Annotated in this window: 20 protein-coding genes, 2 tRNA genes and 1 riboswitch; of the genes, 15 read left to right on the forward strand and 7 right to left on the reverse strand. The window is 37.2% G+C overall.

Features of this window, described 5'->3' with window-relative positions; translation table 11 throughout:
- Positions 1-71: 71 nt before the first annotated feature.
- The 11 genes from EZ456_RS19580 (at position 72) to EZ456_RS19630 (ending at position 9,851) form a co-directional block, all read left to right on the forward strand.
- The gene (locus EZ456_RS19580) at positions 72-740 is read left to right on the forward strand and encodes a hypothetical protein (RefSeq protein ID WP_131533066.1); all 669 of its coding nucleotides are present in this window, start codon (positions 72-74) and stop codon (positions 738-740) included.
- A gap of 16 nt (positions 741-756) precedes the next feature.
- Positions 757-1,326 (forward strand): DUF4199 domain-containing protein, encoded by a 570-nt coding sequence (locus EZ456_RS19585; RefSeq protein ID WP_131533068.1) that lies wholly within the window; start codon positions 757-759, stop codon positions 1,324-1,326.
- Positions 1,327-1,452: 126 nt separating this feature from the next.
- A complete protein-coding gene (locus tag EZ456_RS19590) occupies positions 1,453-2,403 on the forward strand; it encodes a glycosyltransferase family 2 protein (protein ID WP_131533070.1) in 951 nt (316 codons plus the stop codon).
- A 68-nt stretch (positions 2,404-2,471) separates the two neighbouring features.
- On the forward strand, positions 2,472-3,440 hold the full coding sequence (locus EZ456_RS19595) for a glycosyltransferase (protein WP_131533072.1): 969 nt from the start codon (positions 2,472-2,474) through the stop codon (positions 3,438-3,440).
- Complete coding sequence (locus EZ456_RS19600; RefSeq protein ID WP_131533074.1) at positions 3,437-4,225, forward strand: hypothetical protein; 789 nt, start codon at positions 3,437-3,439, stop codon at positions 4,223-4,225. The genes EZ456_RS19595 and EZ456_RS19600 overlap by 4 nt, the downstream gene beginning before the upstream one ends.
- Before the next feature lie 43 nt (positions 4,226-4,268).
- Positions 4,269-5,816, forward strand: a complete 1,548-nt coding sequence (locus EZ456_RS19605) for a GH3 auxin-responsive promoter family protein (RefSeq protein WP_131533076.1) — start codon at positions 4,269-4,271, stop codon at positions 5,814-5,816.
- 165 nt (positions 5,817-5,981) lie between these two features.
- Positions 5,982-7,142, forward strand: coding sequence for a 1-deoxy-D-xylulose-5-phosphate reductoisomerase (locus EZ456_RS19610; protein WP_131533078.1), 1,161 nt, complete (start codon positions 5,982-5,984; stop codon positions 7,140-7,142).
- A gap of 29 nt (positions 7,143-7,171) precedes the next feature.
- The gene (rseP, locus tag EZ456_RS19615) at positions 7,172-8,560 is read left to right on the forward strand and encodes an RIP metalloprotease RseP (RefSeq protein ID WP_131533080.1); all 1,389 of its coding nucleotides are present in this window, start codon (positions 7,172-7,174) and stop codon (positions 8,558-8,560) included.
- Between the two features lie 83 nt (positions 8,561-8,643).
- Positions 8,644-9,180, forward strand: a complete 537-nt coding sequence (gene hscB, locus EZ456_RS19620) for a Fe-S protein assembly co-chaperone HscB (RefSeq protein ID WP_131533082.1) — start codon at positions 8,644-8,646, stop codon at positions 9,178-9,180.
- Between the two features lie 209 nt (positions 9,181-9,389).
- A complete protein-coding gene (locus tag EZ456_RS19625) occupies positions 9,390-9,683 on the forward strand; it encodes a DUF3817 domain-containing protein (RefSeq protein ID WP_131533084.1) in 294 nt (97 codons plus the stop codon).
- Positions 9,684-9,771: 88 nt separating this feature from the next.
- Positions 9,772-9,851, forward strand: a tRNA-Leu gene (locus EZ456_RS19630).
- Between the two features lie 182 nt (positions 9,852-10,033).
- On the opposite strand, the gene EZ456_RS19635 is transcribed toward EZ456_RS19630, so the two are convergent.
- Positions 10,034-10,924, reverse strand: coding sequence for a winged helix-turn-helix domain-containing protein (locus tag EZ456_RS19635; protein ID WP_131533086.1), 891 nt, complete (start codon positions 10,922-10,924; stop codon positions 10,034-10,036).
- A 180-nt stretch (positions 10,925-11,104) separates the two neighbouring features.
- On the opposite strand from EZ456_RS19635, the gene EZ456_RS19640 reads away from it, so the two are divergent.
- The gene (locus EZ456_RS19640) at positions 11,105-11,644 is read left to right on the forward strand and encodes a hypothetical protein (RefSeq protein WP_131533088.1); all 540 of its coding nucleotides are present in this window, start codon (positions 11,105-11,107) and stop codon (positions 11,642-11,644) included.
- A 335-nt stretch (positions 11,645-11,979) separates the two neighbouring features.
- Here EZ456_RS19640 and EZ456_RS19645 read toward each other — a convergent pair whose 3' ends face one another.
- Positions 11,980-12,477 carry an HAD domain-containing protein gene (locus EZ456_RS19645; protein ID WP_131533090.1) on the reverse strand — a complete coding sequence of 166 codons (498 nt, stop codon included), beginning with the start codon at positions 12,475-12,477 and terminating at the stop codon, positions 11,980-11,982.
- Positions 12,474-12,866 carry a hypothetical protein gene (locus tag EZ456_RS19650; RefSeq protein ID WP_131533092.1) on the reverse strand — a complete coding sequence of 131 codons (393 nt, stop codon included), beginning with the start codon at positions 12,864-12,866 and terminating at the stop codon, positions 12,474-12,476. Before EZ456_RS19650 ends, EZ456_RS19645 begins: the two co-directional genes overlap by 4 nt.
- A 422-nt stretch (positions 12,867-13,288) precedes the next feature.
- Between EZ456_RS19650 and EZ456_RS19655 the strand changes: the two genes are divergently transcribed.
- From EZ456_RS19655 to EZ456_RS19665, 3 genes are all read left to right on the forward strand, one after another.
- Positions 13,289-14,137, forward strand: a complete 849-nt coding sequence (locus EZ456_RS19655; RefSeq protein WP_131533094.1) for an AraC family transcriptional regulator — start codon at positions 13,289-13,291, stop codon at positions 14,135-14,137.
- A gap of 129 nt (positions 14,138-14,266) precedes the next feature.
- The gene (locus EZ456_RS19660; protein WP_131533096.1) at positions 14,267-15,595 is read left to right on the forward strand and encodes an amidohydrolase; all 1,329 of its coding nucleotides are present in this window, start codon (positions 14,267-14,269) and stop codon (positions 15,593-15,595) included.
- Positions 15,596-15,697: 102 nt separating this feature from the next.
- On the forward strand, positions 15,698-15,964 hold the full coding sequence (locus EZ456_RS19665) for a hypothetical protein (protein WP_131533098.1): 267 nt from the start codon (positions 15,698-15,700) through the stop codon (positions 15,962-15,964).
- 42 nt (positions 15,965-16,006) lie between these two features.
- Here EZ456_RS19665 and EZ456_RS19670 read toward each other — a convergent pair whose 3' ends face one another.
- The 4 genes from EZ456_RS19670 to EZ456_RS19685 form a co-directional block, all read right to left on the reverse strand.
- Complete coding sequence (locus EZ456_RS19670) at positions 16,007-16,579, reverse strand: DUF4833 domain-containing protein (protein ID WP_131533099.1); 573 nt, start codon at positions 16,577-16,579, stop codon at positions 16,007-16,009.
- Positions 16,580-16,601: 22 nt separating this feature from the next.
- Positions 16,602-16,787: a hypothetical protein gene (locus EZ456_RS25410; protein ID WP_131533101.1), complete on the reverse strand. Its 186-nt coding sequence runs from the start codon at positions 16,785-16,787 to the stop codon at positions 16,602-16,604.
- Positions 16,788-16,864: 77 nt separating this feature from the next.
- A riboswitch (SAM riboswitch) is annotated at positions 16,865-16,964 on the reverse strand.
- Between the two features lie 25 nt (positions 16,965-16,989).
- Positions 16,990-17,060, reverse strand: a tRNA-Cys gene (locus tag EZ456_RS19680).
- 231 nt (positions 17,061-17,291) lie between these two features.
- Complete coding sequence (locus EZ456_RS19685) at positions 17,292-18,932, reverse strand: TldD/PmbA family protein (protein WP_131533103.1); 1,641 nt, start codon at positions 18,930-18,932, stop codon at positions 17,292-17,294.
- Positions 18,933-18,970: the final 38 nt, after the last annotated feature.

Below are 18,970 nucleotides of genomic sequence, written 5' to 3' on the forward strand. Positions count from 1 at the left end.
CTAAAGACTAAAGCTGAAAGATCAAGATAATCATGATCTAATAATCCTTAAATCTTAAAAATCTTAATCCTATGGATAATAGAGTAAAAAAAGCACTAAGTGCAGCCATTAACAAGTATGCTGAGGTTTCGGCTACCAATGTAGAGGGTTTTGAAACCGAATTATTAGCTGCTTTTGAGCTGGATGTTAACTTCTTAGATAAAGCTACCGCTTTTGACGCCGTTTTCGATTCTCACCCGAAATTTGAAGAATTACGCGAAGTATTTTTCGATTTATTGATGGTGAATTTCTTTAGCAGTGATGTGCAGAAACTGGAAGACGATTACTTAGAAAGTGATGAGTGGGCGAATATCGAAGAAGAAACCATTGATAGAGGAACAGAACTCTTAAATCTTTTGCTTTACATTAAAGAGTGTAAGGATGAAGATTTAGATCCTGAGTTGGGCGATTTCCTAAAAGAATTTTTATTGGTAGAAGACGATGAGTTTCAAGATGAATTTGAGATTTACGAAGAACTCATCAGCAACCAGCAGTTGGCAGAAAGTAGTGTAGAAGAGATTTGCAAAACAGCTGCGACTTTAAATATCAGCGAAGAAATGCAAGAATTATTTGTACCTTTTATGGCTTTTTTCCTTGATGTAGAGGGGAGTGCTGAAACAACTAAAGAAATAATTCAGTATAGTAGTAACAAATCGTTCGATTCTGCTACTTATATATTAATTACAACAATTAATAATTAAACTAAAATTTAAAATTATGGACAAAAGTGCTCTTATTTCCAAATTAGCTATTAAAAATGGATTAATGCTCGCGGCGGTTTCGATAATTGTATCGTTAACCCTGCATTTTATAGACCCAGTGTTGATTTACACAAGTTTTGTGGCTCAGATAGGTATATTTATTTTATTCATCGCACTATTAGTAGTGGTGGGAATAAACATCCGTAAAGAAATAGGTGGGTTTTGGACGTTTGGAGAGGCCTTTAAAGCTTTTTTAATCATCTCTCTTATTCTGGCCTTAACCGCAACACTTTACAATGTGGTACTGATGAAATTTATTGATCCAGATCTTCCACAAAGAGCTGCTGCTGCTATCGAGGATGCACAGAGAGCTATGATGGAAAAATTCGGAATGGCTAGTGAGCAAATTGATGAGGCAATGGCTAAAGCTGGCAATATGCAAGAGAAACTTGAACCTAATTTTAAAAATATCTTTACAAGCTTTGGGGTTTCACTTGCATTGTATGGGGTTCTTTCTTTAATTCTTTCAGCTATTTTAAAGAAAAAACAACCCATTGTATTAGACTCGTTCCCAAAAGAATCTTAATTCTTTTATAAAATTTTGAACGTGCAGGTTTTGTCATTTAATTTGATGAAATTTGCACGTTTTAATTTTGAACTGGATTTGGTTGGGAAAATCTCAAATCTCAGATCTCAAATCTCAAATCACTAAATGGATATATCAGTTGTAGTACCCTTATTTAATGAAGATGAATCTTTGCCAGAATTAACGGCATGGATTGATAAAGTGATGATTGACAATAATTTCAGTTATGAAATTATTTTAGTTGATGATGGTAGTACCGATAGATCCTGGGAGGTGATTGAAGCATTAAGACTTCAAAACCTTGCTATAAAAGGCATCAAGTTCAGAAGAAATTACGGTAAATCTGCAGCCTTAAATGTTGGTTTCGAAGCTACTCAGGGCGATGTGGTCATTACCATGGATGCCGATCTGCAGGATAGTCCGGATGAAATTCCTGAATTATACCGCCGCATAAAGGAAGAAAAGCTTGATATCATTTCAGGTTGGAAAAAGAAACGTTTCGATCCGATCACAAAAACTATCCCAACCAAATTATTCAACGCCGCTACCCGTAAAATGAGCGGTATAGAACTGAACGATTTTAACTGTGGATTAAAAGCTTACCGTAGCGATGTAATCAAAACCATCGAAGTTTATGGCGAAATGCACCGCTATATCCCTGTAATTGCCAAATGGGCTGGATTTAGTAAAATAGCTGAGCAGGTGGTAGAACACCGTGCCCGTAAATATGGCACAACTAAATTTGGTTTCAGCAGGTTTATAAACGGCTTTTTAGATTTACTCTCTATTTTCTTTGTGGGGAAATTCGGCAAGCGCCCGATGCACTTTTTTGGTTCATTAGGTGTTTTAAGTTTCTTTATCGGTATCATTATGGCGCTGTATATTTTGTTCGAAAAGAAATATTTGATATGGCAGGGCTTAGCTTATCGCGATGTAACCGATCAACCTTTATTTTATTTATCACTGGTTGCCATTGTTGTTGGTTCCCAGATGTTCCTGGCAGGTTTTATTGCCGAACTATTATCGCGTAATGCACCAGAAAGAAACCAATACTTAATAGAAAAAGAACTTAAATAAGCCGAAAGACTAAAGCTTAAAGCATAAAGTGCTTTGGTCTTTAGTCTTTTAGCTTTCAGCTTCAAGACATGTTTTTCTCCATCATCATTCCACTTTATAATCGTCCTCAAGAAATTGACGAGCTATTAAACACCTTAACCAAACAAACCTATTTACAGTTTGAGGTTTTGGTTATTGAAGATGGTTCGAAAAACGATGCAAAGGCAATTGTAGCTTCTTATGCAGATAAACTAGATATCAAATATTACTTCAAGGAAAATGCCGGACAGGGTTTCGCCCGTAATTTTGGTTTCGAAAGGGCTACAGGTGATTACTTTGTTATTTTCGATTCGGATTGTTTAATCCCAGCAAATTACCTCGAAACAGTTAAAAACTATTTGTACGAACATCATTTAGATGCTTATGGTGGTCCTGATGTGGCGCATGATAGTTTTACACCTGTGCAAAAAGCAATTAGTTATGCCATGACATCGCCTTTTACAACAGGAGGTATTCGCGGAAACAAACAGCATGTAGGGCAGTTTCATCCACGCAGTTTTAACATGGGTGTTTCACGTCAGGCCTGGGAGAAGGTAGGTGGTTTTATCTTAACCAGATTGGGTGAGGATATCGAATATAGCATCCGAATCCATGAAAATGGCTTCAAAATCGGATTGATTCCAGATGCAAAAGTTTACCATAAACGCCGGACAAGCTTTAGCCAGTTTTACAAACAGTTACATTTTTTCGGGAGGGCAAGAATCAATATTTACAAACATTTCCCAAAAGAATTAAAACTTGTACACTTTTTTCCAGCTTTGTTCACTTTAGGTTTTGGGTTCACTATTTTATGTAACTTTACATATCCTCCATTGGCATATGTTTGTAACTTCTTCTTATTGATTTACTTTATGTTGATATTTTTTCATTCATGGTCTGTAAATAAATCGTTAAAAGTTGCATTTTTGAGCATTATATCTTCATTTATCCAATTAACCGCTTATGGTTTAGGATTTATACAGGATTTATTTAAACGTGTGGTATTCAAACAACAATGATAAATTATCTAAAAGAAAGTACGTTCGCCGTTAATGATGTAATCCAAAAGGCATGGAGCATTACCAAGAAACACTATTTCTCGATTGCTACGCTATGTTTTTTGATGTTTATCACTGCAAGTGCATCGAGCTTAATGGCCTTTTTTATTAAAGATGTAAGCAAGGCATTGAGTGTAATCATGGTGATTATTTTTGTTCTGCTTTATTTTACGATCAATCTTTCGCTCTTTAAATACATTTTCCATTTAATGGATGATGAAGAAAATGATGTGAAAATTGTTGATACGCTTCCAACCAGGCAACAGATTATTAGGTTCTTGGTCGCTACCCTTTATTTTGTAGGCTGTATCCTTGGCGTTTATCTGGTGGTAATTCTTGTTGCCTTTCCGTTTATTTATACTGGCATTAATGTGGCAATTGTTAAAAATGTGGCCATTTCAGTAGGTATTATTGCCATTTTTATCACTTGGTTAAGAATTTCATTCTTCCCGTTTTTTATCATCGATAAAGGGGCAACGCCTTTCGATTCTATTAAATTGAGCTTGGCCACAACCAAAGGGAATTTCACGAAGATTTTATTGCTATTGGTAATTTTAGGTGGTGGATACTTAATCTATTTGTTGCTAAACTACCTGCAATGGCCATTAATCGCTTTCATTGTAAATATTTTAAGCTCATTTATCATCGTTCCTTTGTCGAGTGTAGCTTTGACGGTGGCCTACCGTAAAATTTCGAGCGAATATAAAGGCGATGAGCATCCGGATATTTTACATAATATCGTTTAACCCCCAGCCCCTGAAGGGGAGTTAAAAATCAGATTTAAAATTTATGCAAAAAGAACAGAGCGGTAGAAAGGAAAAGTCCCCTTCAAGGGGGTGGGGCCTTAAAGCAGCATTAAGTAAACCCTTTGCCGCGTTTGCAGTTTGGCAGATTAACAAATGGAAAAATAATGCCGTAAATGCTCAAAATAACATACTGAAAAAGCTTATCAATGAAGCCAAACATACCGCGTTTGGGAAAGACCATCATTTTGCAGCCATCAAAACCTACGCTGATTTTAAAAAACAGGTTCGGGTTCAGGATTATGAAGGATTAAAGCCTTACGTAGATCGTGTGGTAGCAGGTGAAGCCGATGTACTTTGGAAAGGTAAACCACTTTATTTTGCAAAAACATCAGGCACCACTTCGGGCGTAAAATATATTCCACTTTCTAAAGAATCGATGCCCGAGCACATAAAAGCTGCCCGTAATGCCATTTTAACTTATATTAACGAAACGGGCAAGGCCGATTTTGTAAACGGTAAAATGATCTTTCTGCAAGGGAGTCCGGTTTTAAGTGTGAAACATGGAATTAATGTTGGGCGTTTATCAGGCATTGTGGCCCACCATGTGCCAGCCTATCTGCAAAAGAACCGTCTACCTTCGTACGAAACCAATATTATTGAAGATTGGGAACAAAAAGTTGACGCCATAGTTGATGAAACCATCAATGAAAACATGACCTTAATTTCGGGTATTCCACCTTGGGTACAGATGTATTTCGATAAACTTTCTGAGAAATCTGGAGGTAAGAAAATTTCAGAAATATTCAGGAATTTTAATTTGTTTATATATGGTGGAGTAAATTTCGAGCCTTATCGTGCAAAAATTGAACAAAGTATCGGCAAAAAGATTGACGCCATCGAAACCTACCCGGCTTCAGAGGGGTTTATCGCTTATCAGGATTCGCAGAAAGATAAAGGCTTATTGTTATTAGCCGATGCGGGAATTTTTTACGAATTTGTTCCTGCTGATGAATATTACAATGATGAGCCAACACGGTTATCGCTTGGGGATGTTAAGCTAGATACCAATTATGCACTGATTTTAAGTACCAATGCAGGTTTGTGGGGCTATAGCATTGGCGATACCATTAAGTTTGTTTCGAAAAATCCCTATAAAATCGTTGTAACCGGAAGGATTAAACACTTTATTTCTGCTTTCGGCGAACATGTAATAGGAGAAGAGGTAGAACAGGCAATTTTAAGTGTGGCCAATGAAGAACAAGTAGAAATTACAGAATTTACAGTTGCGCCTCAAGTTAATCCAGAAGCTGGCCAGTTGCCTTATCACGAATGGTTTGTAGAGTTTTCAGCTGCTCCAAAAGATATGGCTGCTTTTAGCAAAAAGGTTGATGAAGCTTTGCAAAAGAAAAATATTTATTACTTTGACCTGATTGAAGGAAACATCCTCCAGCCGTTGATTATACGTACTTTACAAAAAGAGGCTTTTGTAAACTACATGAAAAGTGAAGGGAAATTAGGTGGACAGAATAAAGTACCGCGTTTGAGCAATGACAGGAAACTGGCTGATGGGTTAGAGAAATATATTGTTTAATAGCCAAATTTGTCATTGCGAGGAGGAACGACGAAGCAATCTTATTAAGCAAGCCAGATTGCTTCAGCTCGCTCAAGCTCAGCTTCGCAATGACGGAGCTATAATTAGAGTAAACAAATAATAAAATGCTTAATTAAATTTTGAGCATCACGATATTAGAACGATTTGAAAAGAATAACCATATTAGGTTCTACAGGAAGTATAGGTACGCAAGCACTAGAAGTGGTAAGGGATCATCCTACAACATTTAAAGTTGTTGTATTATCTGCCTTAAAGAATTCAGCATTACTTATTCAACAAGCAAAGGAATTTAAGCCAGCTATTGTTGTAATCTGTGATGAAAGCAAGTACAGCGAAGTTAAAAATGCTTTGTCTACACTAAATATTAAAGTTTTAGCGGGCGAAGCTGCTTTATCAGAAGTTGCCGCTTATGGTGATAGCGATTTGGTACTGACTGCATTAATGGGGTCGGTGGGATTAAAGCCTACCATTGCTGCCATAAAAGCAGGCAAGAATATTGCTTTAGCTAATAAAGAAACCTTGGTGGTTGCTGGCGAACTGATCACGGAACTGGCGGCTGAACATCAGGTTAAAATTTTACCAGTCGATTCGGAGCATTCTGCCATATTTCAATGTTTAGTAGGCGAGGAGCAGAATGAAATTGAGAAAATTTATTTAACAGCTTCCGGTGGGCCATTCTTAGGAAAAACAAAAGATTTCTTATCGACTGTAAAAAAAGAGCAGGCTTTAAAACACCCCAACTGGGTGATGGGGGCAAAAATCACTATCGATTCTGCATCCTTGATGAATAAAGGTTTGGAGGTAATTGAGGCAAAATGGTTATTTAATCTGGATGTAGATCAGATTGAGGTAATTGTTCATCCTCAGTCTATAATTCATTCAATCGTTCAGTTTACCGATGGATCTATGAAGGCACAAATGGGTGTTCCGGATATGAAACTCCCTATTCAGTACGCTTTAAATTATCCTGATAGGCTAAAAAACGATTTTAAGCGTTTTAACTTCTTAGATTATCCAAACTTTAGCTTTCAAACAGCAGACATGGAAACATTTCGGAATTTAAATCTGGCCTTTACTTCTTTAAGAAAAGGAGGGAATATGCCTTGTATTTTAAATGCTGCAAATGAAATTGTTGTTGAGGCATTTTTGAAAGATAAAATTGGTTTCCTGCAAATGAGCGATGTTATTGAACAGTGTATGGAAGAAATCAGTTTTGTTGAAAATCCACAATTGAGTGATTATTTAGAAACTGACAAACATAGCCGTATCTTAGCCGGCGAATTAGTAACAAAAAGTATAGTTTAACATCTAACATAAAAATTTTATAAGAGAATATGAATGGATTGATTATGGCGGGGCAGCTGCTGCTCGGATTGTCTTTATTGGTAATATTACACGAATTAGGGCATTTCTTGGCAGCCAGGGCATTTGGTATTAAAGTAGAAAAGTTTTATTTATTTTTTGATGCTTGGGGTTTCAAGCTTTTTAGTTTCAAAAGAGGCGATGTTGAATATGGAGTGGGATGGTTGCCACTTGGCGGTTATGTGAAAATTGCCGGAATGATTGATGAGAGTATGGATACTGAGCAAATGGCTCAACCTGCTCAACCTTGGGAATTCCGTTCTAAACCAGCTTGGCAACGTTTAATCGTGATGCTTGGGGGGATTATCGTAAACGTAATTGTAGGTATTTTTATCTTCTGGATGTTAACCTTCAACATCGGGCAAAATTATACCGTTAACAGTAAACTAAACGATGGTATTTCTGTAGGTGCAATTGGTAAAGAAATCGGTTTAAAAAATGGAGATAAGATTTTGGCTATCAATGGCAGTAAATTAATCCGTTTTGAAGATGCTATATCGAGCAAAGTATTGTTTGATGGTGCACAATTAACCATCTTAAGAGATAATAAAACCCTTTATATCTCTGTTCCAGATACCATTCTAAACAAAATATCGAAAAACGATAAAGAGAATTTTATCTCTCCCCGATATATAATGGAGCGTGTTGATAAGGTAAGTGCGCCTGATGAAAAAGCAGATAAGCAATCATTTTTTGATAAGCTGTTTGGCAGAAAATTCGAGCAACCAGTTTATCCAGCTTATGCAGCAGGTATTAAGCCAGGTGATAGTATTTTATCGGTTAATGGAAAACAGATTACTTTCTTCGATCAGTTTAAGGAAGAGGTTTCGACAAATAAATTAAAACCCATTACCATTAAGGCATTGCGTAAAGGAAAAGAAATAACTTTCGATCTTAAAGTAAGCAAAGACGGAACGATCGGCATTGGCCCCAATTTAAAAATGCCTGAAACTGCACATGTAGATTTTGGCTTTATAGAGTCGTTACCGGTTGGAGCCAGCATGGCATGGAGCACTTTTGTTGATAATGCAAAAGGTATTGGGAAAATGATTACCGGAAAGTTAAGTGCACGTAACATTAGCAGTCCGATTGGAATTGCTAAGGTTTATGGAAGTACTTTCGATTGGGTTAAATTCTGGACTTTAACAGGATTAATTTCAATGGCATTGGCATTTATGAATTTATTGCCTATTCCGGGCTTAGATGGAGGTCATGTGGTGTTTCTTTTGATCGAAATGGTGCAACGTAAGCCCGTAAGCGAAAAAGTGCTGGAGAAGGCGCAAATTGTGGGCTTTGTAATCTTGATCTGTTTAATGGTGTTTGCTTTTGGTAATGATATTCTAAAATCCTTCGGTAAGTAAAACCAAATTTATATCATTGCCGCAGATGCGCAGATTTGACCAGTCGATCTGTACATCTGCGGCTTTTTAATTTAATATACATCATGAGCGTAGCAGCATCAGGTACTAATTATTTCGATTTTTACGAGTTACCGATTCAGTTTAATCCAGATCAAAATGTGGTAAAAGCAAAGTTTTATGCTTTAAGCAAACAGTTTCACCCCGATTTTTATGCTAATGAAAGCGAAGAGAAGCAGCAAGAGGTGCTCGATCTGTCAACTTTGAATAACAAGGCTTATCAGACACTTAGTAACGCTAAAAAACGCTTAAAATATGTGTTGGAATTAAAAGGGATTGTAGAAACAGATGAAGCTTATCAACTGCCACAATCTTTTCTAATGGAAATGATGGATATTAATGAAGCCTTAATGGATTTAGAGTTTGAACCAGATGCGGAAAAAATTGCACAAGTAAAACTGGATGTTGAAGTGATGGAAAAGAACTTAGCTGATGAATTACATCATCTCATGAGCCAGTTCGACAGCAATCCAACAGCATCTGATGCACTATTGCCTTCGATTAAGGATAATTTTTACCGCCAGAAATACATTGATAGGATTAGGGAGCGTTTGGTAAAGTAGATGGAAGAAGTCAGAAGATAATAGCGTAAAATAAATAGGCGCCCAACTCTGTGCTCTTTGTGCCTTTTCTTTGTGCCCTCTGCGGTTAAAAGATGGGAAGCCTTAAACCTTTCGCCTTCAACCTTTTTAAAACACCTAATTGTAAAATCATTTTTTAGTTTTTGATAGGCAAAAGCTTTGTTATACTTTCGGAACAAACAATCAGATCAATGAATAGCTCCCTTTCTATTTTTCGTAAAGTAGCCGTAGCAGAAGGAATATCCTATTTGCTTTTATTATTTGTAGCCATGCCTTTAAAATACTTCGCAGATCTTCCTTTGTACGTAAAGTATACTGGATGGGCCCACGGTTTGTTATTTGTGTTATATGCCGCTACATTAATTTTGGCCTGGCAAGAGCAAAAATGGAAGTTTGGTAAAGCCGTTCTGATCTTTTTAGCATCACTTTTGCCATTTATGCCCTTTGTAGTCGATCGAAGATTAAAAGACGAAAGGCCAAGATAGTTGTGCTTCAGTAAGTTAAAATTAATTGAAAATAATTTTGTGATTTAGGGTTTCGTTATCTACATTTGCAACCCCGTCCAACAAGAATGCCCGGATGGCGGAATTGGTAGACGCGCTGGTCTCAAACACCTGTGGGAAACCGTGCCGGTTCGACTCCGGCTCCGGGTACTGATTAAAGCCTTAGAGAAATCTAAGGCTTTTTTTGTACCATATGCCTTAAAATCTTTGTATTAATGGATTTTTGGTTAGATCACAGATAAGGTTAATTTTATTAATGATATGTATTAGCAGTTCATGATACAGCTTTACAAATGCCAAATTGAATGCTAATTATCAGTTTAAGGGTTTTCTTAAACGCCAATTTCAAGTTTATATCCTTTGCTGCGTATAACAACGATGTTGATATTCGGATCAACTTCCAGCTTTTTTCTAAGTTTTGATATAAACATATCTAAACTACGCCCTACAATAATACCTTCATCTTCCCATATCTCTTTTTGCAATCTGCTTCGCGCTATAGTCTCGTTGGGAGACAACGCGAAAATGAGCAATACACGCGTTTCGGTTCCGGTCAGGTCTATTGTCTTTTCATTTATGATGAGCTTCCGATTTTTCGCATCGAACAACACTGAGCCCAGGTTGAACGTATTCGTATGCTGATCTTTAGACAAGGCTTTCCGCGGCTTAACGGATCTCAAAAAAATAAAACCAACAAATGCTAAAAATGGCAGGCTGCCCAGAAGATATCCATTCTTTGCGGTATTTATGCCCGTCGGTTTAAATTTAATGTTGATCATATAACATGCCTTGGGCTGCTTTCTCCCTCTGCATGTTACAATATCATCTTTTTTGTTTTTGGATATAGCATATCCATAAGCTACACTGGCATTACCACAGTTTAGTACGTTAACAACATAATCACTTGCGAGTGGGTCTTTGGCCAACAAACGCTGAGTAGTATTCACCAGGGAGTCTGGTCGAAAAGTAAGCTCATGCTCAAACCTGATCTGGTATTCATTTTCAGCAATCTTTTTTATGGGAAGAACCCTCGATATGCTGTCGCCCGACTGTAGGAGTACTTCATGTCCGATCCGGCGGAGCAAAACTTCCCTTCTGGCAATATCAAAGTCGTCACTGCCGTTCAAACTGAAAGCCGCACAGATTACAGAGATAAACGAGAGTAATATCAATCCGAACAGGTATTTATGTTTCCCGGAGAGGAGATTTTGACTAAGACCCATAGTGTCAATGTTTTATTTACAAAGTTTACATTTTTATTTACAATCCAAGCGCTCCATGTCGAAAAATATCAAAGTAGTTTTGTTGCATCAACTTTGATCGCATATGAAAAAATAAATTATGTCTTATCCGATTTGACTTATCAAGAGAATCTATATGTTATTTAATAAACCACAAAAATTATGAAAAAAGTAATTTATGCGCTGATGTTACCACTGGTTGTGGTGAGCGGAATAGTATTTGCTAATCGTGAAATCAAGAATGAAAATACTAAAAAGCCGTCCCCAAAGCCGCTTTCTGTTGCTGAAAGGAAAGCCGAAAGGAAAAAATGGGAGGCTACACCCGACGGTATAAAGTACAAAAAATGGGAGGCTTCTCCAGAAGGTAAAAAAGTGCTTATCGGTTCTGCTAAAATAAGGAAGCATATAACTGCTTTTACCAATATGGAGGCTGTTGTAACCTCTCTTTCTCTTCCGCCAGGATCAAGATTAGGTTTCGGTGTTATGGCCAGGATTAATGGTGACGATTATATTGTCATATTTGAGCCGGAAAAGTCTCAACTTGAGCAATTGCATAGCCTGAAAGTTAACGACAAAATAATTATAAGAAGCCACACCGTATCGCACGCGCCTAAGTATTCATATCCAATAGTATCGTGCGAATATGTAGAGCGTGATAGTAAAGTGATTTTTAAACGTGTTCCCCGAAAAGGTGGTTGCTGAGTAAATAAATTATGAAATACATACATTTATATACTTTGTTGTTGATGCTTGTTTTAACACTTTCCTGTGGGGGACAATCGTAGTAAAAAATAAATTACTTAATCGATAAAAGGCTTTAATTAAATCAGATCACGTTATTACGTTCCTGTACAAGAGTGGGTATTTCGGAAAAAAAGCAACACTTAAAAATAGAGTGTTACCGGTACCAAATTACATAGTGAGCTATTAAATCTCAAAAAACATTATATAAATAACTCAAATTAACATTGGAGGGTATTTACTCCATAAAATAAGATTTTATTACTAATTTGTTTAAATGAAAAAAAGCCAAGTGATTACTTGGCTTTTTCTAGTGTTTCAAAGCGCTGCTTTAACCTGCGTTTCAGGATAGACGTTAAATCATTAATGTCACTAAGGCCGGTATATGGATTAGTTAGTACAAGTCTGTCTTTAAGTGACTTGGGTAGGTCATTCAGTGATTTGTCATCATCTATAATAACCAAATCTTGATACCTTATCTTATTTTTTACAATCCATTGTTCAATTTCCATTTTACGGTTGATTCTCGGAGAATTAGAATAACTGGTCTGGATAATGGATATATGGTTCATCTCTATACCCCTTGATTCAAATATCTCTTTCCACCTTAAGGTCGAAAATTTAAACCTGTGTGATGTTGACAGAATTACTTCATCTTTTGTCTTATAAAGAACACATTTTAAAATGGTTACTGCGAGTGCATTGAATTTATAAAATCCATCATCCTCTAATTCTACAGGACGATGTGGATTAGCGTGAACCATTACACCATCAATATCTAAGAAAAATTTCATATGACTTTAATAATTCTAGTTAATTCATTTAAGTGCTCATCACTTTTACATTCCCTGCCACGTTCGGTAAAATCATCCCAGTCGTGTATTTCATCTATATCAACAGTACCATAATGTCTGTTAAGATCGCAATGAGAACTTGTATAATCACATTCATCATTCAAAACACCAGCTAGGGAATAAGAAATAAATGTATGATTTCCATCCACCACCATATTTTTATATCTACAAATTCGAATATGACCAAATCTATATCCTTGACATACACGCCTGTACATACGCTTTATTATCGCAAAACACAGTCGTCGTTGCGCGGTTTGGTATTTATGTTCGTTATTGTTTAGGAAATCCCTTAATTGTTCTATTGTAAGTTCTTTAAATTCGTCCAAGAGCGTTTATAATTTCATTAAAATTATAAAGAATCTTTTAAAGATACACTAAAACTATGCCATATCAATATTAAATCTATAATAACATCCTCAAGAGTTGTCGGACAATTTGTCTTTTTTACAGTGTGATAAAGATTTCAAAGTAGCTTATTAACAGTTAACTATATTTTATGGTCCCACATATATTGAAAGCTGAGCAAACGCATTAAGATTGCTTCATGCCTCACAACGACAATCCTTTTTATTGTAATCTGTCATCCGATAGCTATAAGTGGTAGCTTGTCGAAGGACCAGTTTGAATTCACTCCTTATGATACGGCCTCTTTTTAATTTTACCGCTGGCAACCTGCTGAATAACTTCATCGATTTATTTTACATCTTCTTTTTTCGTAACTTCTATACAAAAATGTTATTTTTCGCCGATGGATGTGATTACAAATTTTCCTACGCTCGATATCAGTGAATTTTGGCCGGAGCAAGATTCTGGAAATAATTTGCTCTATCATGAAATAATTGGGAAAAGACATATCGAAAAACCACACAAGCATGATTTTTTTCTTTTTATGCTTTTTGAGCAGGGTAGTGGCCTCCATACCATCGATTTTTTAGATCATCAGGTTGCTGGAGGTCAGTTGCACTTATTGTTTCCTGAACAGATCCATAAATGGGAACTCGACGAAAAAACCCATGCGCATCAACTTATGATTAGTAGAAGCATATATGAAACGCTGGCCAATTCCTTACGTTTTTCATTGATCTTATATCAAAATTATCCGGTTATCAATTTAAGTGCCGAAGCTTACAGAAAAATCCTGTACGAATTTCGGAGCATCCAATCCGAGCTCACAAAGCCTGCGATACTTTGGGAAATTATCAACACCAGAATCAGACTTATTGCCCTGATGCTTAGTCAGGAAGCAGAAACATTGTTCAATAACCAAACGGTTTACCAAAGCAAGCCTGTGTTATTTAAATACCGCTCGCTGATTGATATGCATTATAAGAAGGAAAAACTTGTCACATTTTATGCCAGTCAATTGAATATTTCGGCAAATTATCTGAACATGCTCTGCAAAAAGCATTTTCATGTATCAGCCACCGCACTCATTCACGAACGTTTAATCCTCGAAGCAAAGCGAATTTTATTAACTACCGAAAGGCCCATTAAGGCAATTGCTTTCGATCTCGGTTTTTATGATGTGGCTTATTTTTCTAAATTCTTTAAAAATCAAACCCGTATCACACCACGTGCATTTCGTGAGCAGTTATGAATTGCGCAAAATATAGCTTGCGAAATAGATAAATAAATATGGGTAGTTATAAATGATACAATTTTTAGTATAAATCCTACCATTCATAAACATAAGAGAACGCTATTTTTGTGGGAAAGAAATCCTGGTATGATAAACCCAAATTCGATCTCGAGAAAAGATTTTATTAGAAGCTCATCTATTTTGCTTGCAAGCAGCTGTTTACTATCAACAGAACAGGCAATTGCCGAAGAAAATGTAGCAAGTAATTTTTCTGGAAAAACCTTGATCCTAAAAAACGTAAGGCTTGAAACTGGATTTGATTACGACGAGGATGAAGTAATCAAAACAAAAACCGATCTTTTTATTCTTGAGATTGAAGATGGTAAGGTGAAGAATGTTCTTCCCAATAATGCTCAGGCAAAAGCCATTGATGCAAAGGGGTTGTTACTGCTCCCTGCTTTCAGGGACATGCACATCCATCTGGATAAAACCTATTATGGATTGCCGTGGCAGGCGCATTTGAAAAAGAACAGATCTGTAAAAGATATGATCGCTTTTGAGCAACAGATAATACCTGAGCTGTTAAAAACCTCTATACTACGCTCCGAAAAATTGATCGAATTGCTCCAGTCATACGGAACCAGTTACGCCCGTTCGCACGTAAATATCGATCCTACCTCGGGATTAGATTCCCTGAAGCATTTAGAAACCGCATTATTGCATAAAAAGAAATCATTTCAGGCAGAGCTTGTAGCTTTTCCTCAACATGGGATTTATTATACCAAATCGGCAGATTTGTTGAAAGAAGCTGCTAAAATGGATATAGACTTTATCGGAGGTTTAGACCCTACTTCAATAGATGGTGGCATCGAAAAACACATGGATTTTGTGGTTCAGCTGGCATTAGACAATGGAAAAGGGATCGATATCCATCTTCACGAGTCGGGCGAATCGGGTGTAAAAACAATCGAATACCTGATTGATAAAGTGATGGAAAACCCGGCATTGAAAGGAAAAACCTACGTGAGTCATGCTTTTGCACTGAGGTATCTCGATAAAACTAAAACGGAAGAAATAGCCGAAAAGCTTGGTGCGGCAAAAATGGGAATAGCTTCTACCATTCCACTTTCTGGTAACCCGATGCCCATCCCCGCACTGTACAAACATGGTGTAGAAGTGTTAGCGGGTAATGATTGTATTGTTGATCATTGGAATACTTTTGGTACAGGAAGTATTTTGCAAAAGGCTAATATAGCTGCTCAGATTTATGGCTATCGTACAGAATTTGAACTGTCGAGGATACTGAAACTGGCTACTGGTAATATTCTTCCTTTAGATGACAAAGGAAATAGGCAATGGCCAAAAGTAGGGGATAAAGCTAATGTGGTACTGGTTGATGCTAGTTGCTCTGCAGAGGCTGTATCGCGGGTATCTCCTGTTAAGTCATTGATTCATGATGGGAACCTGGTTTTCTGAAGCTAAAATGAATTGGAATATTTCTGATAGAATGGGTTTATAACAGGTGTCTTTGTTAGAAAAATCTTATCTTGATTTAACACATAAATAAATCTTAAGGATATGAAAATTACATTAGACACAAAATCCCTTTTGTTGGGATTCCTAGGCGCAGGCTTAATGTTTACGGCCATCAGTTTTAAAAACGAACGCGGACCACTTATCGGAAGGTACCGTACAGAAGTAAATGCGAATAATATGGTTGTTATTCTTGATACTGAAAGCGGAGATTATATTATTGCGCCAGCTTTGCAAGAGGGCGGAAAAGCAACATGGTTTAAAGGTGAGTTTGATAAAACATTCATTGCCGCCATTGATAATAAAAGATAGCGGAAAGCGTAAGTTGTTGTCGTTTTTAGGATAATTTTTCGATTATTTTACGCTTATCCGCTCAACAATAGCTTTCCCCGTTGATTCTTCAATGCCTTCAATTTCTCCATATTTTACATTTGGAAGCCAGAAGCTGCCGCCTTGAATTCTGATAAACAATCGGGTAACTCTGATTATCCGGTTGTTTATCGTTACCGAAACATGGTAGCTTTTATCGCTATACCTTTGCAGGTAAAAAGGTAGTTTTTTATGCGATACAAACCTAAATTCATATTTATCGGCTCCCAGGGCCTTTGTATCGATACCGTAGGCAAACTTCCGTTGGATATAGCCCAGATCTTTTTTCTGTCCTTTTTCGCCGTAACGGATCCAATAAACCTGGATAGGGGCATCAGTATTAATACTCCCGTTTTCTTTTAGGTTTAGCGCATAAATTAAGGTATTTGTATTCGGATCGCGCTGGAGATAAAACAACATATGATCTACATTTTTAGGCGTAGGGAAATTGATGGGGGATGGGTCTTTCGATTGTGCCCACATTTGGCCTGAACTAAAAAGAAAGATAAAAATGGCGATAAATAGATTTTTAGATAGATTAGGAGGTGTTCGCTGCATTTTAAGCTTTGTTATTGAGATGTTATTGTTTTATATTATTGTTTGTTATTCGTTGATCGCTTATCGAGATTTCTAGATTGAGCTGTTCGTTATAAAGCCGATCAGACTCCGTTTTACAATTTTCATAATCATCTAATTTTTCTCCCGAAGTGTTTCCATGGATCTCGAAAAAATCCCTGATGGATGGATAATCAAAATAAACCGACATATCTTAAAATTTAGGTTACCAGTTTCAGAAAGAATAGCCGTCGATAGTCCGTCGAAAACAGTAAGAATCTGCTTTCAAACTCATCTTTTCTGCTATTGCAGAAGGAATTAGCACCTTGTTATGCAACAGGTTGCTAAGACATCAAAGGGCCATTCCCTCCGTCTTTCTTGATAAGTATGTATTAAACAATTTAAATGTTTAGACGTCATGGACGGAATCGAACCGCCGTACCAGGTTTTGCAGACCTTTACCTAACCACTCGGCCACATGACTATAATCTCTTCAGTATACCTTACAAGCAGGTTTTTGAAATTGATAAAACAAAGGTATAAATAATTACTATAAAATCTATAGAAATAGTAGTTTTATTTAAGCTGGTTTTGAAACTGAAAATATGTATACCAATTAATGTCATGGAGGGAGCAAAGGGTTCTGTAATAGAAACAGCAAAGGACAAATCCATTAAGAGTTGTCCTTGCTGTTAAAGAAGTGAGAAGAATGATATTATCCTAACTTTCTTCCGGTATTAATTACGTTAACCCCATTAAAACGCGTGGTCGCACTACCGTGCGAAACAGCACTTACTTGTCCGGGTTGGCCCTTTCCATCTGAAAATGTACCGCCTAGCCTGTAATCGTTTTTATCACAGCGTTGCACGCAAGAGTTCCAAAATTCTTGGGTATTGGCTTGGTAGGCCGCATCTTTAAGCATACCAACAATTTTACCTTCTTTAATTTCGTAAGCCAGCTGTGCGCTGAACTGGAAATTATAACGTTGTTGATCGATGGAATAGGAATTCCGCCCGAACATATAAATTCCTTTTTCTACATTTTTAACCATATCAGCGGCACTTAAGGCTGTATTTCCAGGTGCTAATGAAACATTAGGCATCCTTTGAAATTGGATACTTTCCCAACTATCGGCATAACAACAGCCTTGTGATTCTTTTAATCCTAAAATATGTGCCTGGTCGCGGATGGTCTGGTAATTCACCAAAATTCCATCTTTAATGATATCCCATTTGCCACATTTTACACCTTCGTCATCATAACCCACGGCTCCTAGCGAACCCACTTCCAGTTTATCGGCAATGATGTTTACTTCTTTGCTTCCGAAGTTGAATTTTTTGCTTTCCCATTTATCCAATGTTAAAAAACTGGTTCCTGCATAATTCGCCTCATAACCTAAAACGCGGTCTAACTCAGTTGGGTGTCCAACAGACTCGTGGATGGTTAAGAATAGATGAGAAGGATCTAAAATCAGGTCGTATTTACCTGGGGCAATAGGCTTGGCTTTCAGTTTCTCGTCAACATGTACTGCGGCTTCACGTACATCTTCCAAAATATCATAACGTTTTTTGTATAGCGTAACCGGGCCACCTTTAATTTTTTCATCGTCTTTTGGTTTCAGGTATTCAAAACCCATACCCATTGGGGCACTTAAGGCATTTCTGGTTTCGAACTTGCCGCTTGCTGCATCTGTTTTAGTTAAGGTAAAGGTTGGCCATATCCTGTGGATATCCTGATCGATATAGGAGCCATCGGTTGAAGCAAAATATTTCTGTTCATTGATCATAAAGAGATTGGAGCTAATGTACTTTGCTCCTCCTTTCATGGCCTCGCTGTTCACCTTTAAAAGAAGGTCAACTTTATCGGCAATAGGCACTTCAAATGCATTAATTTCAACTGGTGTTTTCCAGCTTACTTCGCCATATCCCTTTTGTGCTGCCAGTTGAACAGGTTCTTCCATCAGTTTTGAATTTCCTTTTGCAATGGCTACGGCAGCCTCAGCGGCTTTGGCGATACTGGCATTATCGAGGTTATTGGTTGCTGCAAAGCCCCAGCTTCCATTGGCGATAACACGAACACCTAAACCATATGATTCGGAATTAGCGATGTTTTCTACCCTGGTTTCTCTGGTAGCCACTACCTGATTTAAATACCGGCCTATACGTACATCGGCATAAGTTGCACCTTTGCTTTTTGCAGCGTTGAGCGCAATATCTGCCATTTTTTTCTTTAGGGCAACATCAACAGGCGTTAAAGATTCTTCAACAGAAATAATTTTGCCAAAGGCAGGTATATTGGGCATCATGCTGGCACCGAGGCTAACACCTGTCATGTATAGGAAATCTCTTCTTCTCAAATTTTTTGATTTTTATTAATAAAAAGGTCGTTATCGTA

The organism is Pedobacter psychrodurus, assembly GCF_004331735.1.
Classification (GTDB): domain Bacteria; phylum Bacteroidota; class Bacteroidia; order Sphingobacteriales; family Sphingobacteriaceae; genus Pedobacter; species Pedobacter psychrodurus.

Coding starts and splice junctions, on each gene's coding strand:
- EZ456_RS19580 (WP_131533066.1), top strand. CDS start 72: ATGGATAATAGAGTAAAAAAAGCACTAAGTGCAGCCATTAACAAGTAT.
- EZ456_RS19585 (WP_131533068.1), top strand. CDS start 757: ATGGACAAAAGTGCTCTTATTTCCAAATTAGCTATTAAAAATGGATTA.
- EZ456_RS19590 (WP_131533070.1), top strand. CDS start 1,453: ATGGATATATCAGTTGTAGTACCCTTATTTAATGAAGATGAATCTTTG.
- EZ456_RS19595 (WP_131533072.1), top strand. CDS start 2,472: ATGTTTTTCTCCATCATCATTCCACTTTATAATCGTCCTCAAGAAATT.
- EZ456_RS19600 (WP_131533074.1), top strand. CDS start 3,437: ATGATAAATTATCTAAAAGAAAGTACGTTCGCCGTTAATGATGTAATC.
- EZ456_RS19605 (WP_131533076.1), top strand. CDS start 4,269: ATGCAAAAAGAACAGAGCGGTAGAAAGGAAAAGTCCCCTTCAAGGGGG.
- rseP (WP_131533080.1), top strand. CDS start 7,172: ATGAATGGATTGATTATGGCGGGGCAGCTGCTGCTCGGATTGTCTTTA.
- hscB (WP_131533082.1), top strand. CDS start 8,644: ATGAGCGTAGCAGCATCAGGTACTAATTATTTCGATTTTTACGAGTTA.
- EZ456_RS19625 (WP_131533084.1), top strand. CDS start 9,390: ATGAATAGCTCCCTTTCTATTTTTCGTAAAGTAGCCGTAGCAGAAGGA.
- EZ456_RS19635 (WP_131533086.1), bottom strand. CDS start 10,924: ATGGGTCTTAGTCAAAATCTCCTCTCCGGGAAACATAAATACCTGTTC.
- EZ456_RS19640 (WP_131533088.1), top strand. CDS start 11,105: ATGAAAAAAGTAATTTATGCGCTGATGTTACCACTGGTTGTGGTGAGC.
- EZ456_RS19645 (WP_131533090.1), bottom strand. CDS start 12,477: ATGAAATTTTTCTTAGATATTGATGGTGTAATGGTTCACGCTAATCCA.
- EZ456_RS19655 (WP_131533094.1), top strand. CDS start 13,289: ATGGATGTGATTACAAATTTTCCTACGCTCGATATCAGTGAATTTTGG.
- EZ456_RS19660 (WP_131533096.1), top strand. CDS start 14,267: ATGATAAACCCAAATTCGATCTCGAGAAAAGATTTTATTAGAAGCTCA.
- EZ456_RS19665 (WP_131533098.1), top strand. CDS start 15,698: ATGAAAATTACATTAGACACAAAATCCCTTTTGTTGGGATTCCTAGGC.
- EZ456_RS19670 (WP_131533099.1), bottom strand. CDS start 16,579: ATGCAGCGAACACCTCCTAATCTATCTAAAAATCTATTTATCGCCATT.
- EZ456_RS25410 (WP_131533101.1), bottom strand. CDS start 16,787: ATGTCGGTTTATTTTGATTATCCATCCATCAGGGATTTTTTCGAGATC.